Below are 13,134 nucleotides of genomic sequence, written 5' to 3'. Positions count from 1 at the left end.
TTCGAGCGTATTCAGAACACGTTCTGAACGCAACCGTCAGCGGCTGGGGAGGAGTCCGGCGAACCCGTGCGGGGCCGGTCGTCGCTCCATCAGGCGCCAGGACCCGCCGAGGAGCGGGGTGAGCGTCACGACGGTGTAGACCACCGCGACCACGCCGAAGGTCGCGGAGACCCCGATCGCGTCCGCGACGACACCGCCCGACAGGCCGCCGAGCGGGATGCCGGCCCACGATCCGGCGGAGAGCAACCCGAACACCCGAGCGCGCATCGGTGCCGGGATCCGCTCGAGTTCGACCGCGCCGAGGATCGGGTTGAGGGCCCCGGCTGCGAGCCCCGACACGGCGGACGCGGCGAGCAACCAGGGCAGGCCGAGTCCGAACGCGGGTGCGACCAGCGACGGGCCGCCCGCGAGGACGAAGCACACGACGAACGTCGTCCGCCGCGGTACCCGGTGCGCGACGGAACTGAAGACGAGCGAGCCGATGAACGCCGCCCCGCCGAACGTCCCGCTCACGAGGCCCAGCGACTGCGCACCACCGAGCACCCGATCGGCGTACAGCGGCAACAGCGCGCTCGAACGTGCGGCGTCGAGCAGGTTCGTCACGAGCACGAGCGCGATGACGAGCCGGAACAGCGGGTCGTGCACGCAGAACCGGAGGCCGGCACCGAGGTCGCGCCAGTAGCCGCTCGTCGGGGTCCCCGACGGTGCCGGAGCGGCCTGCGCGCCCGGGTCGGCCGGCGCTCGGAGGGGCTCCCGGAGCACCACGGCGCCGAGCAGGGCGGCGGTGCCGAACACGCAGGCGGTGACGACGAGCGCCGGGAGGGCGCCGACCACCCCGACGAGGAGACCCGCGGCCGGTGCTCCGAGCAGGACCGAGAAGCGGACCGAGGCCTCGAAGTGTCCGACGGCGCGTTCGAGGGGGACAGCGGCCTCGTCCGCCAGTCCGGGCAGGAGCACGCGCCGCCCGGACTCACCCGGCGTGTCGAAGAGGCCACCGAGGAACACCAGCACGAGGAGTGCCCACGACGGCAACCCGACCGTCCACGCGAGCACCGGGATCGCGAGGAGGGTCACGGCGCTGGCGAGGTCGGAGACGACGCTGGACCGCACCGATCCGAACCGCTCCACGAGCACCCCGCCGAACGCGCCGCCGAGGACGATGGGCACGGTGGCGGCGAACGCTGCGACACCGACGTCGGACGCCGAACCGCCACGCGCGAGCACGACGAAGGGGACCGCGATCGTGGTGGCGACGTTGCCGGTCCGGGAGACGACCTGCACCGCGAGCAGGGCACGGAGCCGCCACCGCGCTTTCACGGCCGTGCTCTCCGGTAGCTCTGCACGAGGCCGACCACGCGCTCGGAGCCGTCGCCCGGCACGTGCTCGGCGCTGACGGACTCCCACCGGTCGAGCACAGCGTTCAGTTCAGCGCTCAACGCCCGAAGCTCGTCGACGGTCAGGCGGAGCGCTCGGTCGGAGCTGTTCGACGCGGCCACCCACTCACGTCCCAGCACCGGCACGTGGTCGACGAACGCGGAGTACTCGTCGGCGTGGACCTGCGCGACCGTGTGGTCGAGGGCTGCGGTGGCCAGCATCCGCTCGGGGTCGTCGAAGGCGTCGGCGAAGTTCCACGAGGTGTGCTCGGCCGTCGCCCGCCACCAGCGCTCCCGACGGTCCGTCCCGAGCTCCGGCGCCGGCTCGATCAGCTCCGCCTCCGCGAGTCGCCGGCAGTGGTAGCTGATGGTCCCCGGGGCCTCGTCGACGACGTCGCCGAGCATCGCGGCGGTCTGCGGGCCGGCGGTCCGGAGCAACCCGACGATCCGGAGGCGCGTCGGGTGCGCGAGGGCGCGCATGTGGGCCGCGTCGTCGAGGCGTCTGGTGGTCGGCATGCCGCGAGCCTAGGTGCACAAGACACGTTGCGCAATGGTTCTTGTGGATTCGGTGGCGGTTCGTCGAGCGCACCGCGCGATTGCCGAGGGGCGTCGCGTGACCTAGCATTCGAACACACGTTCGAGTGACAGGAGGTCATCGTGGTGATCATCGACACGGCCGCGACGGTCTGGTGGACCGCCGGCGTCCCCGATCGGCTGGTGTGGTCCGGTCGCCGCTGGCGGGTCACGGACACCCCCACGCGGCTCACCGTCACCCGCGCCGAACTCCCCACCGCCATCACCCACGCCCCCGAGCGGACGGTCGGGTGGCGCTTCCAGGCGACAGCCGAGGACGGCGAGACCCTCGTCGTCGACATCGTGCCCGAGGGCGACGGGTGGGGCGTCGCACGGACGTGGACGTGATCACCGCGGCGCGCTACCGTCCCGACATGACCAGGTGGATCGCCCTGCTGCGCGGTGTCAACGTGAACGGCATCACCATCACGAGTGCCTACCTCGCCGAGACGTTCCACGGGCTCGGGTACGCGGACGTCCGGACGGTCCTCGCCTCGGGCAACGTCGTGTTCACCGCGGACGGCTCCGCGACGACCGTGAAGGCCGACATCGAGCGGGCCCTCCGCGACCGCTTCGGCTACGACGCGTGGATCGTCCTGCTCCGCCACGACGGGCTGGCCGGGATCGTCGGTGCCTTCCCGTTCGACTCCGGGCCCGACCGGCACGACTACGTCGTCTTCGCCTCCGCGCCGGCCGTGATCGACGAGCTGCTGGCCGACCTCACCGTCGACGAGTCCGTCGAACGGGTCGCCCGGGGCACGGGCGGCGGCGCAGGTGTCGTGTACTGGTCGTGCCCGAAGGGGTCGAGCACGGACACGGTGTTCGCCAAGCGTGCCGGCGCGGCACGGTTCAAGCGCACGACCACGACCCGGAACGCGAACACCCTCCGGAAGCTCCTGTGACCGGGCACGCCGGGGGTGTGCCCCGTGGCGCGCTGCACCACGTCGAACTCAGGGTCGCCGATCTCGACCGGGCCGCCCGGGCGTGGGGCTGGCTCCTCGAGGAACTCGGACACGAGCCCCACCAGCGATGGGACGACGGGCGCAGTTGGATCGCGGGCAGCACGTACGTCGTGATCGAGGCGGCCCCGCTCGACGGCGCGCACGACCGGCGTCGACCCGGCCTGAGCCACCTGGCGTTCCATGCCGGCACCCCGGCGGACGTCGACCGCTTGTGGCGAGCCGCACCGACGCACGGGTGGTCACACCTCTACGCCGATCGCCACCCGCACGCCGGCGGACCGGACCACCACGCAGCGTTCCTCGAGGACGCAGAGCGGATCAAGGTCGAACTGGTGGCGACCATCCTCTGACGTACGCCGATCTGCCGGGGGCGCACCGCGCCTCCGGTCCGGCACCCGGCGCTACGCGGTCTGGTCGTCCGGCTCCAGGTCCCGCTCCAACGAGATCGTCGGGATGGACGCGGTGATGACCGACCCGTCCGCCCGGAGGGTCCCCTGGATGTCGCTCGTGGTCGGTGCGCGACCCGTCATCCGCGGCCCCTGGTGCGGCAGCGGCACGACCGTCGGAGCGCCCGGGGTGAGGTCCCACTGCTGGTTGTGGACCCAGACCGTGAGGCCGTCCCCGTGCTCGATCGTGAACGTGAGCGTGTCCTGCTCGAGGTCGACCTTCACGCGGTTGCCCCGGACGGTGAGCCGGTAGGTGATCCGCTCCCAGTCCTTCGGCAGGCGCGGGTTGAAGGTCATGCGGCCGCCGTGGTCGCGCATGCCGCCGAAGCCGTTCACCAGGGCACCCCAGACACCGCCCGTCGACGCGATGTGCACACCGTCGGAGGTGTTGCCGTGCAGGTCGGCGAGGTCGACGTAGAGCGCGGTCAGGAAGTACTGCACGGCGAGCTCGCAGTAGCCGACCTCCGCCGCCATGATCGACTGCACGACCGCGGACAGGGTCGAGTCGCCGGTGGTCAGGGCGTCGTAGTAGTCGAAGTCGCGACGCTTCTCGGCGGCGGTGAACTCGTGGCCCTGCAGGAACAGCGCGAGGACGACGTCCGCCTGCTTGAGCACCTGGAACCGGTAGATCACCAGCGGGTGGTAGTGCAGCAGCAGCGGCCGCTTGGACTCCGGCGTGTTCTCGAGGTCCCACAGCTCCTTGTCGAGGAACTGCGCGTCCTGCGGGTGGATGCCGCGGTGCGGGTCGAACGGGATCTCCATCGACTCGGCGGCGTGCTCCCAGCCGGCGATCTCGTCCGCGTCGAGCCCGGTGCGCCGGACCATCCGGCCGTACTCCTCGGGGTCGTCGGCGGCGAGTTCCCGGCACGCCTGCACGGCGGACCAGAGGTTCGCGCGGGCCATGACGTTCGTGTAGAGGTTGTCGTCGACGACCGTCGTGTACTCGTCGGGGCCGGTGACGCCGTCGATGTGGAACTTCTTGTCGCCGTTCGAGCGCCAGAACCCGAGGTCCTCCCACAGCCGCGCGGTCTCGACGAGGATGTCGATCGCGCCACGCTTGAGGAACTCGCTGTCGCCCGACGCCCGGACGTACTGCATGAGCGCGTGGGTGATGTCGGCGTCGATGTGGTATTGCGCGGTGCCCGCCGCGTAGAACGCGCTCGACTCCTCCCCGTTGATCGTCCGCCAGGGGAACAGGGCGCCCCGCTGGTTCAGCTCACGCGCCCGCGACCGGGCGGCGTCGAGCATGTTGTAGCGGAACCGCAGCGCGTTCCTGGCGACGATCGGCGCCGTGTACGACAGGAACGGCAGGACGTAGATCTCCATGTCCCAGAAGTAGTGACCGCCGTACCCGGAGCCCGTGACGCCCTTCGCCGCGATGCCGTGCCCGTCCGTCCGGGCCGTCGCCTGGGCGAGCATGAAGAGGTTCCACCGGACCGCCTGCTGGACGTCGGGCTTGCCGGGGACCTCCACGTCGCTCCGCGACCAGTAGTCGTCCATCCAGGCGCGCTGGGCGGCGAACACGTCGTCGACGGTCTGGGCGTGCGCACGGTCGAGCGTGCGGTCGCAGCGGTCGGCGAGCTCCCGAGCGGGCACGCCGCGCGAGGTGTGGTACACGATGCTCTTGACGAGCCGGATCGGGACACCGGCCTTCGCCTGCACCCGGTAGACGTGCTTGGCGAGGTCGTCGTCGATCGACGAGGACTCGTCCCACGCGTTCTCGGTCTCGAGGTGGTGCTCGACGCCGACGCAGATCGTCATGCCCGAACTCGCCGCCTGGTAGCCCAGGAGGGACCGCCCGCCCGTGCTCCGCTTGAGCTTGGGCTCGAGCACCCGCTCGGTGAACGCCTCGGCCTTGCGCGGGTCGAACGCGTTCGCCGCGGCGCGCATGCCGGCGTGGTACTCGTCCTGCACGTCCTGCCGGTTGAGGATCTGGCTCGAGAGCAGGATGGAGGCGTCCGCGTCGAGCACGGTCACCTCGTAGTCGATGACCGCCAGGTGCCGGTCCGTGAACGACACGAGACGCTTCGACCGGATCAGGACCCGCTTGCCGGACGGCGTCGACCACTCGGTCTCGCGGAACAGGTACCCGCCACGGAACTCCAGGCGTCGGGTGTGCCGGAGGATGTCCGCCTCGGCCAGGACCAGGGGCTCGTCGTCGACGTAGAGGCGGATCACCTTCGCGTCCGGCGCGTTGATGATCGTCTGCCCGGTCTTCGCGAACCCGAACGCGTCCTCGGCGTGGCGGATCGGCCAGGTCTCGTGGAAACCGTTGACGTACGTGCCGTACTGCACGCCGCCGCGGCCCTCGTCGAGGTTGCCGCGCAGGCCCAGGTAGCCGTTGCCGACCGCGAAGTTCGTCTCCGCGACGCCCTGCTCGTCCGGCGCGTACTCGGTCTCGACGAGCGCCCACTCGTCGATCGGGTAGCGGACACGATCGAGCGGGTCCGAGGTGATGGGGTTCATGCTGCTCCGTGGGAAGGGAGGTCGTTGGTCCGGACGGGAGGCGCGGGGTGCGCCGTGCGCGCCGCCTACGGCGCGGGGGTGGGGACGCTGCGGAGGTCGTCGACGAGGTCGGCGAGGTCGGTCACGACGACGTCGGCGCCGTGCGCGCGGAGCGCGTCGGCTCCCGCACCGCGGTCGACGCCGACGACGAGCCCGAAGGCGCCGTTGCGCCCGGCCTCGACGCCGCTCGTGGCGTCCTCGACGACGACGCACTCGGCGGCGGTCAGACCGAGGCGGCTCGCGGCGTCGAGGTAGGTGTCGGGGGCGGGCTTGCCCGCCAGTGCGTCCTCGCGCGCCACCAGCCCGTCCACGATCACCGGGAAGCGTTCGAGGATCCCGGCCGTCCGGAGCACGGGCACGGCGTTGGCGGAACTCGACACCACGGCCACCGAGTAGCCGGCGTCGATCGCGGCGACGAGGAACCGGTACGAGCCCGGGTAGGGCTCCACCCCGTGCTCGTCGAGCTCGGCGGTGAACTCGGCGTTCTTCCGGTTGCCGAGGCCGCACACCGTGTCGAGCGACGGGTCGTCGTCTGGCGTGCCGTCGGGCAGCTCGATCCCGCGCGAGGCGAGCAGGGAGCGGACGCCGTCGTAGCGGGGCTTGCCGTCGATGTGGTCGAAGTAGTCCTGCTCCGTGTACGGGGCGACGCCGTGCGACTCGAGGTACGGCGTGAACAGTCGGCTCCAGGCGCGCATGTGCACCTCGGCCGTCGGGGTGAGGACACCGTCGAGGTCGAACAGCAGCGCGCGCTGATCCGCGAGGCGGGCTGGGGTGGGCCGGTCCGGTGCGGTCATGCAGGCGAGTCTAGGACCGTGACCGGGGGTGGTTGCTGATGCGTCGCCGATCTGTGGAGAGAGTTCACCCGCGCGATGCGGACGTGCTGGACGACCTCGGAGCCGCGCGTCGGCCACGCTGGCCGGGACGGAAGGCTCCACCATGACCAGCGCCAGCGACACCGCAGCACCCACGCACGGCGACTCGAAGCTCCGCCAGGCGATCACCGGCCCCTTGCTCTACCTCTTCATCCTCGGCGACGTGCTCGGCGCCGGGATCTACGCCCTCATGGGCACGCTCTCGGAGGACGTCGGCGGTGCACTCTGGGCGCCGCTCGTCCTCGCGCTCCTGCTCGCCCTCCTCACCGCGGGGTCGTACGCCGAGCTCGTCACGAAGTACCCGAAGGCCGGCGGCGCCGCGGTGTTCGCCGAGCGGGCGTACCACGCGCCGCTGGTGGCTTTCCTCGTCGGCTTCTGCATGCTCGCCGCGGGCGTCACGAGTGCCGCGGGCCTCTCGTTGGCGTTCGCCGGCGACTACCTGGGCACGTTCGTGGAACTGCCGCCGATCCCCACCGCGATCGTGTTCCTGGCGCTCGTCGCCTGCCTGAACGCCCGCGGCATCTCGGACTCGCTCCGCAGCAACGTCGTCATGACGGTCATCGAGGTGTCCGGCCTGGTGATCGTGATCGTCGTCGTCGCGGTCATGCTCGGGGGTGGAGGCGGCGACGTCAGGCGCGTCGGGGCGTTCCCGGCCGACGCGAACCCGGCACTCGCCACGCTGAGCGCCGCGATCGTCGCGTACTACTCGTTCGTGGGCTTCGAGACGAGTGCGAACGTCGCCGAGGAGGTCCGTGAGCCCCGGCGCGTCTACCCGAAGGCCCTGTTCGGAGCCCTCGCCACCGCGGGCGTCGTCTACGTGCTCGTGGGACTGGCGAGCGCGACCGCCCTCCCCGCGAGCGCGCTCGAGGACTCGTCTGGTCCGCTCCTGGCCGTGGTCTCGGCGTCCGGCGTCCCGATCCCCGACCGGGTGTTCAGCCTGATCGCGCTGGTCGCGGTGGCGAACGGCGCACTCCTGACGATGATCATGGCCAGTCGCGTCACGTACGGCATGGCCGAGCAGCGGCTCCTCCCGGCCCTGCTGGCCAAGGTCCTGCCGAACCGGAGGACGCCGTGGACCGCGATCGTCGCCACCACGGCCGTCGCGATGCTGCTGACCCTGGTCGGCGACGTCGGCACGCTCGCCGAGACGGTCGTGCTGCTGCTCCTGCTCGTCTTCATCAGCACCAACGTCGCGGTGCTCGTCCTCCGTCGCGACCACGTGGAACACGACCACTTCCGGGTCTGGACCTTCGTCCCGGTGCTCGGTGTCGCGTCCTGCGTACTGCTGCTGACGCAGCAACGCGGACCGGTGTGGCTGTACGCGGCCCTGCTCCTCGCCGTCGGCGTGGTGCTGTACTTCGTCGCCCGGGCCACCGGAGGTGGCACCTCTCGCAGCGGCGGACCCGACCAGCCGCGCACGCGGGCCGACTGACGGGGTCGCGCCGCGCCTCCAGGGCGACCGTCGGGAGGCGCGGATCACCGCGACCGGACCGCGTACGGTGACCACGTGACCGGCTCCACCCGACTGCGGCTCCGAGCGGCCGCCGTGGCGGTCCGCGACGACGACGTGCTGCTCGTCCTCCGCGAGAGGGACGGACGCCGGTACGCCGTCCTGCCCGGCGGCGGCGTCGAGGAGGGCGAGACCCCGCAGCAGGCCTGTCTCCGGGAGCTCCGCGAGGAGACCGGGCTCGACGGGACCGTCGTCGCACTCCTACCGGTCGGGCTCGACCGGCAGGAACCCGCCCTGTACCTGCACGTCGAGGCCGGACCGGGTGCCCCCGAGCTCGCCGGGGACGCGCCGGAACAGGGTCGCGCGACGCCGACGAACCGCTACCGGCCGACGTGGGTGCCGGTCGACGACCTCGGGGCGGTCGGGCTCGTGCCGCCGCTCGCGGTCGAGGCCGTCCGGATGGCCGTCAGCGCAGGTCGGTCCCCGGAGGCAGAACCCGCACCCAGCGCTCGATCGCCGCGCTGATCTGCGCCCGGGCGTCGCCCCGCGAGATCGTGGCGGTCCGGTCCCCCGGCTGGTCGCCGTACGCGCCGAAGTCGGCGTGGTTCGCTCCCTGGACCTCGACCATCGTCGCGGTCGAGGGCAGGAGGTGCCGTGCCGCCTCCACCTTCGCCGGCGTCGAGAGCCCGTCGCGCGAGCCGGAGACGCTGAGGACCTGGATGTACGAGCGGCTGATGTCGTTCGCGCAGTAGCTCCCGAGGAGCAGCAGGCCGTCGGCGTCCTTCGCGAGCTGGCACGCACGGACTCCGCCGAGCGAGTGGCCGCCCACCGCCCAGGTCCGGATCGTCGGAGCGTGCGCCTCGAACGTCGACAGCGGCCGGGTGTCGAAGAAGGCGAGGTTGAGCGTCGGCTTCGTGATGACCACCGTGGTGCCCGACGCGACGACCTGCCGGAAGGTCGCCAGGTAGGCGTACGGGTCGACCTTCGCGCCGGGGATGAAGACGATCCCCTTGTCGTCCGGCTGCCCCGTCGGGGTCATGACGACCGAGTCCCCCGCGTCGCGGACCGACACCCGGTCGTCCCGCCAGACCTGCAACGCCGCGCTGCGCGTGCCCTGCATGACGATGTTCGCGTACACGAGGAACACGACGGCGAGCAGGACGACGACGGCGACGACCCAGGCGGTGACGCGGAGTGCTCGGTTCACGGTCGTTCCTCCTCGGGCCTGCGGGCCGTCACGGTGAGCCAGCGTTCCTCGGCACCGGGCCGGGTGGTCTCGCGGACCTCCACCCGGTCCCAGCCGGCGGCACGGACGCAGGCGGCGAGGTCGGGCTCGGTCCAGTAGGTGAAGAACCGTTCGTCCTCGAGCTTCCGGTCGCTCCACCCGGCGCCGTCGCCGCGCTTGACGGTCGCGGCGAGCACGCCTCCCGGTCGGACGGCGTGGAGGGCCCGCCCGAGGACCGCCGGGGTCGCCGCGCGCTCGACGTGCACGAGGACCGCGTTGGCGAAGACCGCATCGTACGGACCGCCCCAGTCGTCGCGCCGGACGTCGAGCACCCGGGCGTCGTGCCCCTCCGCCCGGAGCCGGTCGACGAACGCCCGCGCCCCGTCGGTGCGGTCGACGTGCAAGTCCGCCGCCTCGAGCGCCGCGGCGTCACGACCGGGGCCGGAGCCGAGCTCGAGGACACGTGCGCCGGGCGACACGAGGGCGAGGAGGTCGTCGACGAGCCCGGCACGGTGGTCGTCGGTCCGCGCCGTGTAGCGGTCGGCTCCGCGCTCGTACGCCAGGAGGGTCCGCTCGGCCGTCAGGTCACGTCGCATCACGAGTTCGTGCCGGCCGTCGGGCAGGGCCTCGCCGGACTCCCCGGTCGCCACGAACCCGGCACGCTCGTAGGCGCGGAGGGCGGCGGCGTTGTCCGGCACCACCGACAGCTCGAGTGCGTGCGCACCGCGGTCGGCTGCCCAGTGCGCGATGGTGTCGAGCAGGTGCCGCGCGACACCGGATCGCCGAGCCGCGGGCGCGACCCACACGGACACGACCTCGACGCGGGCGGGGTCGTCCGGGTCGGGCATCCCGCTCGCCATCCCGACCGCGGTCGTGCCGTCGACGGCGAGCAGGTCCAGCGCGCCCGGGACGGAGAGCCGGCTCCGCCAGCGGTGCTCCGGGGCGTCCTGCCAGTCGGCGAGCCGGGAACCGAACGCGTACGGGGCGTCGGCGAGCGCCGCCAGCCGGACCGGCCGCCAGTCGGCCCAGTCGTCGGCGGTCACCCGGCGGAGCTCGATCGTCACGCCCCGACGCTACCGTCCGGCACGACGGACTGCCGGCCGATCGGTCGGGTCCAGGCGACCTCGCGGTCGAGCTGTCCGGAGGACCGGAAGAGCTCCACCTGCGTGGTCCCCGCCAGCGCGCCGGCGAGCTCGGCCCGGTCCGCGGGGGCGAAGCCGAGTGCCTGCCAGAAGGGGCCGGAGCGGCGGCTGAACAGCCAGGCGACCTCAGCGCCGTCGGCCGCGGCCGCGTGCATCGCGAAGCGGGCGAGGCGGGTCCCGGTGCCGGAGCCGCGTCGCGACGGCCCGACGGCGACGCTGCGGAGGAGGGCGTGCCTCCCGTCGGCAGAGCGTTCGTACCCCGTGGTGGCGACGATCGCGCCGTCCGCGTCACGGACCGCCCACAGGTGCACGCCGGCAGCGCCCAGCCCGGCGACCGTCAGGTCGCATGCGGTCAGGAAGCCCCGGACGCCGTCGAGGTCGTCCGGGCCCACCGACAGCGGGGTCGTCGGGTCAGGGCGTGGCACGGGACAGCGGGTAGCGGCGATCGAGACGCGGTTGGACGACGGCGTCGAGGACGAACCGCCCGAGGTACCGCCCGACCGCCCAGTAGGCGCCGACGGCGAGGAACGCGAGCGGCGACCAGGTCCGCAGCACCACGAGCAGGGTCGTCACGATCCCGAACCCGATGCCGATCGCGGAGTACAGCGACCAGAACCCGGCGACGACCCGGTCGCGCGCGGCCTGGTCGGCGGCGGTCCGCTCGTCGAGACCGCGCACGGCGGGATCGAGCGTGACCGGCTCGTCATCGGCGAAGAGCTCGCGCACGGGCACGTCGAGGGCCCGGGCGATCGCGCCGAGGGTCTCGAGGCTGGCGTCCTTGCCGCTCTCGACCCGCTGCACGGTCCGGACGGCCACGCCGCTCATCTCGGCCAGGCGTTCCTGGGTCCATCCCCGCTCGCGGCGGAGGGCGGTGATCCGCATCTCGTTCATGGCTCCGAGCCTAGGAACGTCGGACGTGACAGCGCCACGACACGGACCCGCCACCTGGCCGTCACGCACCCGCCTCGTGACCGCCACGGTCACGGCACCGCCACGGTGCCGCCGGAGAGCGATGCACCCGGTCCGTGTCATTCGGACCAGGTGACAATCAGGTGGAATACAACATACTGAAGTGCTGGTCTTCAGCACCCCCACACACAAGAACAGGAACACCATGCGCGCATCCCGCGTCCTCACCACCGCCGCGGCAGCCACCTGCATCGCAGCCACCGCGATCCTCGCCCCGGCAGTGGCCGCCTCCGCGGCGACGCCGGCCCCGGCCGCGACCTCCGCGACGGCGAAGGCCCCGGTCGCACCCGTCACCACCCTGCACATCGACCCGGACGGCCGTCTCGGCGGTCGAGGGATCACGGGCGCGACCGTCGTCGTCACCGACCGGGTCGGCACCGTCGTCCGAACCGTGGTCACCGACACGGACGGCTGGTGGTTCGCCAGCATCAACGGGCTGCAGCCGCAGCTCCGCGTGACGCAGGTCGTGGCGGGCACGTCGAGCACCGCCGTCACCTGGGGCACGAACGGCACCGCGGCGCCGAGCCCGGTCAACACCCTGCACCTGGCCGACACCATGCTCCTCGGCGGTCGGGCCGTGAACGGGGCGGTCGTCACCGCCACCGACGAGGACGGCCACTCGTCGACCACCCAGAGCAACGGGTTCTTCTTCGTCCCACTGTGGGACCTCCACGGTCGTGTGACCATCACGCAGGAGGTCGGCGGCCAGACCTCGGCTCCGGCGTACTGGACCATCGGCTGACCACGTGACAGCTGACGGGGCCCGGTGTGTCACAGCGCACCGGGCCTCGGTCGCGTCGACCACCGTCGTGGTGCACGAACGGACGAGGGCCCGGCGTGTCACAGCACGCCGGGCCCTCGTCCGTTCGGCTCGATCAGGCAGCGGGGACGATCTCGAACGACGTCGCCGCACCGGATGCACGGTCCGTCACGGTGTTGCTGTGGAACGACCCGATCTGGAAGGTCCGCGGCATCGTGTACGAGAACGAACCGTCCGCGGCGACGACGACCGAGCCGCGGATGCCCGCTCCCGGCACGAACACGTCGAGCGTGGCACCCGGCGTGGCTCGACCGGCGATCGTCAGCGGGATGCCCGGACGGTAGGAGGTCGAGCTCGAGATCACGGGGCGCTGCCCGGGGACCGGAGCGACCGAGCCACTGCTCGGCGCGATGTCGAAGCCGAGCGTCGCACCGGTGGCGCCGTCCCGCACGGTGTTGCCCGCGTACGAGCCGGTCTGGAAGGTCCGCGAGAGTGTCGTGGTGAAGCGTCCGGCAGCGTCCGCCTTGGTCGAGGTGCGGATCCCGGCACCGGGGATGACGATGTCGATGGTCGCGGCCGGGGTCGCCGTGCCCGCGATCGTGAGCGGCACGCCCGGGGTGTACGTGCGACCGGCGGTCAGGGTCGGCGCTGCTGCGGAGACGGCACTCGAGGCCGCGACGGGGGTCGTCGCCGGCGTCTCGGCCTCGGCGAGAGACGGGACGATGACCGCTGCCAGGCAGCCCGCGGCGAGCGCCGCGGACAGGAGCACAGAGTTGCGCATGGTGGTTCCTTTCATTGAGGAACCACCAGTGTACATACAACATTTCAGCATATGGCACACGCGGTGAGCCGAGCAA

The 13,134-nt window shown here is 72.2% G+C and carries 15 protein-coding genes; 6 read left to right on the top strand and 9 right to left on the bottom strand.

Going from position 1 to position 13,134, the window contains the following annotated elements; all coding sequences use genetic code 11:
* Positions 1-36: 36 nt before the first annotated feature.
* Together Csp2054_RS12870 and Csp2054_RS12865 are read right to left on the bottom strand one after the other, a co-directional pair.
* The gene (locus tag Csp2054_RS12870) at positions 37-1,317 is read right to left on the bottom strand and encodes an MFS transporter (protein WP_096899709.1); all 1,281 of its coding nucleotides are present in this window, start codon (positions 1,315-1,317) and stop codon (positions 37-39) included.
* Entirely contained in the window at positions 1,314-1,889 is a 576-nt protein-coding gene (locus tag Csp2054_RS12865; RefSeq protein ID WP_096899708.1) for an ArsR/SmtB family transcription factor, read from the bottom strand. Before Csp2054_RS12865 ends, Csp2054_RS12870 begins: the two co-directional genes overlap by 4 nt.
* Positions 1,890-2,030: 141 nt before the next feature.
* Between Csp2054_RS12865 and Csp2054_RS12860 the strand changes: the two genes are divergently transcribed.
* The 3 genes from Csp2054_RS12860 to Csp2054_RS12850 are packed head-to-tail and all read left to right on the top strand — an operon-like array spanning position 2,031 to position 3,258.
* The gene (locus Csp2054_RS12860) at positions 2,031-2,294 is read left to right on the top strand and encodes a hypothetical protein (protein ID WP_096899707.1); all 264 of its coding nucleotides are present in this window, start codon (positions 2,031-2,033) and stop codon (positions 2,292-2,294) included.
* 26 nt (positions 2,295-2,320) lie between these two features.
* A complete protein-coding gene (locus tag Csp2054_RS12855) occupies positions 2,321-2,848 on the top strand; it encodes a DUF1697 domain-containing protein (RefSeq protein ID WP_096899748.1) in 528 nt (175 codons plus the stop codon).
* Positions 2,845-3,258, top strand: a complete 414-nt coding sequence (locus Csp2054_RS12850; protein ID WP_255252735.1) for a VOC family protein — start codon at positions 2,845-2,847, stop codon at positions 3,256-3,258. Before Csp2054_RS12855 ends, Csp2054_RS12850 begins: the two co-directional genes overlap by 4 nt.
* Before the next feature lie 51 nt (positions 3,259-3,309).
* On the opposite strand, the gene Csp2054_RS12845 is transcribed toward Csp2054_RS12850, so the two are convergent.
* The gene (locus Csp2054_RS12845; RefSeq protein ID WP_096899706.1) at positions 3,310-5,820 is read right to left on the bottom strand and encodes a glycoside hydrolase family 65 protein; all 2,511 of its coding nucleotides are present in this window, start codon (positions 5,818-5,820) and stop codon (positions 3,310-3,312) included.
* 65 nt (positions 5,821-5,885) lie between these two features.
* Positions 5,886-6,653, bottom strand: coding sequence for an HAD family hydrolase (locus tag Csp2054_RS12840; protein ID WP_096899705.1), 768 nt, complete (start codon positions 6,651-6,653; stop codon positions 5,886-5,888).
* 142 nt (positions 6,654-6,795) lie between these two features.
* On the opposite strand from Csp2054_RS12840, the gene Csp2054_RS12835 reads away from it, so the two are divergent.
* Positions 6,796-8,163, top strand: a complete 1,368-nt coding sequence (locus tag Csp2054_RS12835) for an APC family permease (protein WP_096899704.1) — start codon at positions 6,796-6,798, stop codon at positions 8,161-8,163.
* A gap of 75 nt (positions 8,164-8,238) precedes the next feature.
* On the top strand, positions 8,239-8,706 hold the full coding sequence (locus tag Csp2054_RS12830) for an NUDIX domain-containing protein (protein WP_096899703.1): 468 nt from the start codon (positions 8,239-8,241) through the stop codon (positions 8,704-8,706).
* Here Csp2054_RS12830 and Csp2054_RS12825 read toward each other — a convergent pair.
* Genes Csp2054_RS12825 through Csp2054_RS12810 form a run of 4 tightly spaced genes read right to left on the bottom strand, consistent with a single transcriptional unit; the run spans position 8,648 to position 11,439 of the window.
* Positions 8,648-9,388: an alpha/beta hydrolase gene (locus Csp2054_RS12825; RefSeq protein WP_176491694.1), complete on the bottom strand. Its 741-nt coding sequence runs from the start codon at positions 9,386-9,388 to the stop codon at positions 8,648-8,650. The genes Csp2054_RS12830 and Csp2054_RS12825 overlap by 59 nt on opposite strands.
* On the bottom strand, positions 9,385-10,470 hold the full coding sequence (locus tag Csp2054_RS18180) for a bifunctional GNAT family N-acetyltransferase/class I SAM-dependent methyltransferase (protein WP_176491693.1): 1,086 nt from the start codon (positions 10,468-10,470) through the stop codon (positions 9,385-9,387). Before Csp2054_RS18180 ends, Csp2054_RS12825 begins: the two co-directional genes overlap by 4 nt.
* Positions 10,467-10,973, bottom strand: a complete 507-nt coding sequence (locus Csp2054_RS12815) for a GNAT family N-acetyltransferase (protein WP_255252734.1) — start codon at positions 10,971-10,973, stop codon at positions 10,467-10,469. Before Csp2054_RS12815 ends, Csp2054_RS18180 begins: the two co-directional genes overlap by 4 nt.
* Positions 10,960-11,439: a helix-turn-helix transcriptional regulator gene (locus Csp2054_RS12810; RefSeq protein WP_096899701.1), complete on the bottom strand. Its 480-nt coding sequence runs from the start codon at positions 11,437-11,439 to the stop codon at positions 10,960-10,962. The genes Csp2054_RS12815 and Csp2054_RS12810 overlap by 14 nt, the downstream gene beginning before the upstream one ends.
* A gap of 223 nt (positions 11,440-11,662) precedes the next feature.
* On the opposite strand from Csp2054_RS12810, the gene Csp2054_RS12805 reads away from it, so the two are divergent.
* Positions 11,663-12,259, top strand: coding sequence for a hypothetical protein (locus Csp2054_RS12805; protein WP_096899700.1), 597 nt, complete (start codon positions 11,663-11,665; stop codon positions 12,257-12,259).
* Positions 12,260-12,392: 133 nt separating this feature from the next.
* Here Csp2054_RS12805 and Csp2054_RS12800 read toward each other — a convergent pair whose 3' ends face one another.
* Complete coding sequence (locus Csp2054_RS12800) at positions 12,393-13,058, bottom strand: hypothetical protein (RefSeq protein WP_096899699.1); 666 nt, start codon at positions 13,056-13,058, stop codon at positions 12,393-12,395.
* Between the last annotated feature and the right edge of the window lie 76 nt (positions 13,059-13,134).

This window comes from Curtobacterium sp. 'Ferrero', from assembly GCF_002412165.1.
GTDB lineage: Bacteria > Actinomycetota > Actinomycetes > Actinomycetales > Microbacteriaceae > Curtobacterium.
This window is presented reverse-complemented; position numbering and strand designations above follow the sequence as displayed.

Bases quoted from the DNA above. Each gene is read 5' to 3' on its own strand.
- Csp2054_RS12865 (WP_096899708.1), bottom strand. From the start codon at position 1,889: ATGCCGACCACCAGACGCCTCGACGACGCGGCCCACATGCGCGCCCTC.
- Csp2054_RS12855 (WP_096899748.1), top strand. From the start codon at position 2,321: ATGACCAGGTGGATCGCCCTGCTGCGCGGTGTCAACGTGAACGGCATC.
- Csp2054_RS12845 (WP_096899706.1), bottom strand. From the start codon at position 5,820: ATGAACCCCATCACCTCGGACCCGCTCGATCGTGTCCGCTACCCGATC.
- Csp2054_RS12840 (WP_096899705.1), bottom strand. From the start codon at position 6,653: ATGACCGCACCGGACCGGCCCACCCCAGCCCGCCTCGCGGATCAGCGC.
- Csp2054_RS12835 (WP_096899704.1), top strand. From the start codon at position 6,796: ATGACCAGCGCCAGCGACACCGCAGCACCCACGCACGGCGACTCGAAG.
- Csp2054_RS12810 (WP_096899701.1), bottom strand. From the start codon at position 11,439: ATGAACGAGATGCGGATCACCGCCCTCCGCCGCGAGCGGGGATGGACC.
- Csp2054_RS12805 (WP_096899700.1), top strand. From the start codon at position 11,663: ATGCGCGCATCCCGCGTCCTCACCACCGCCGCGGCAGCCACCTGCATC.
- Csp2054_RS12800 (WP_096899699.1), bottom strand. From the start codon at position 13,058: ATGCGCAACTCTGTGCTCCTGTCCGCGGCGCTCGCCGCGGGCTGCCTG.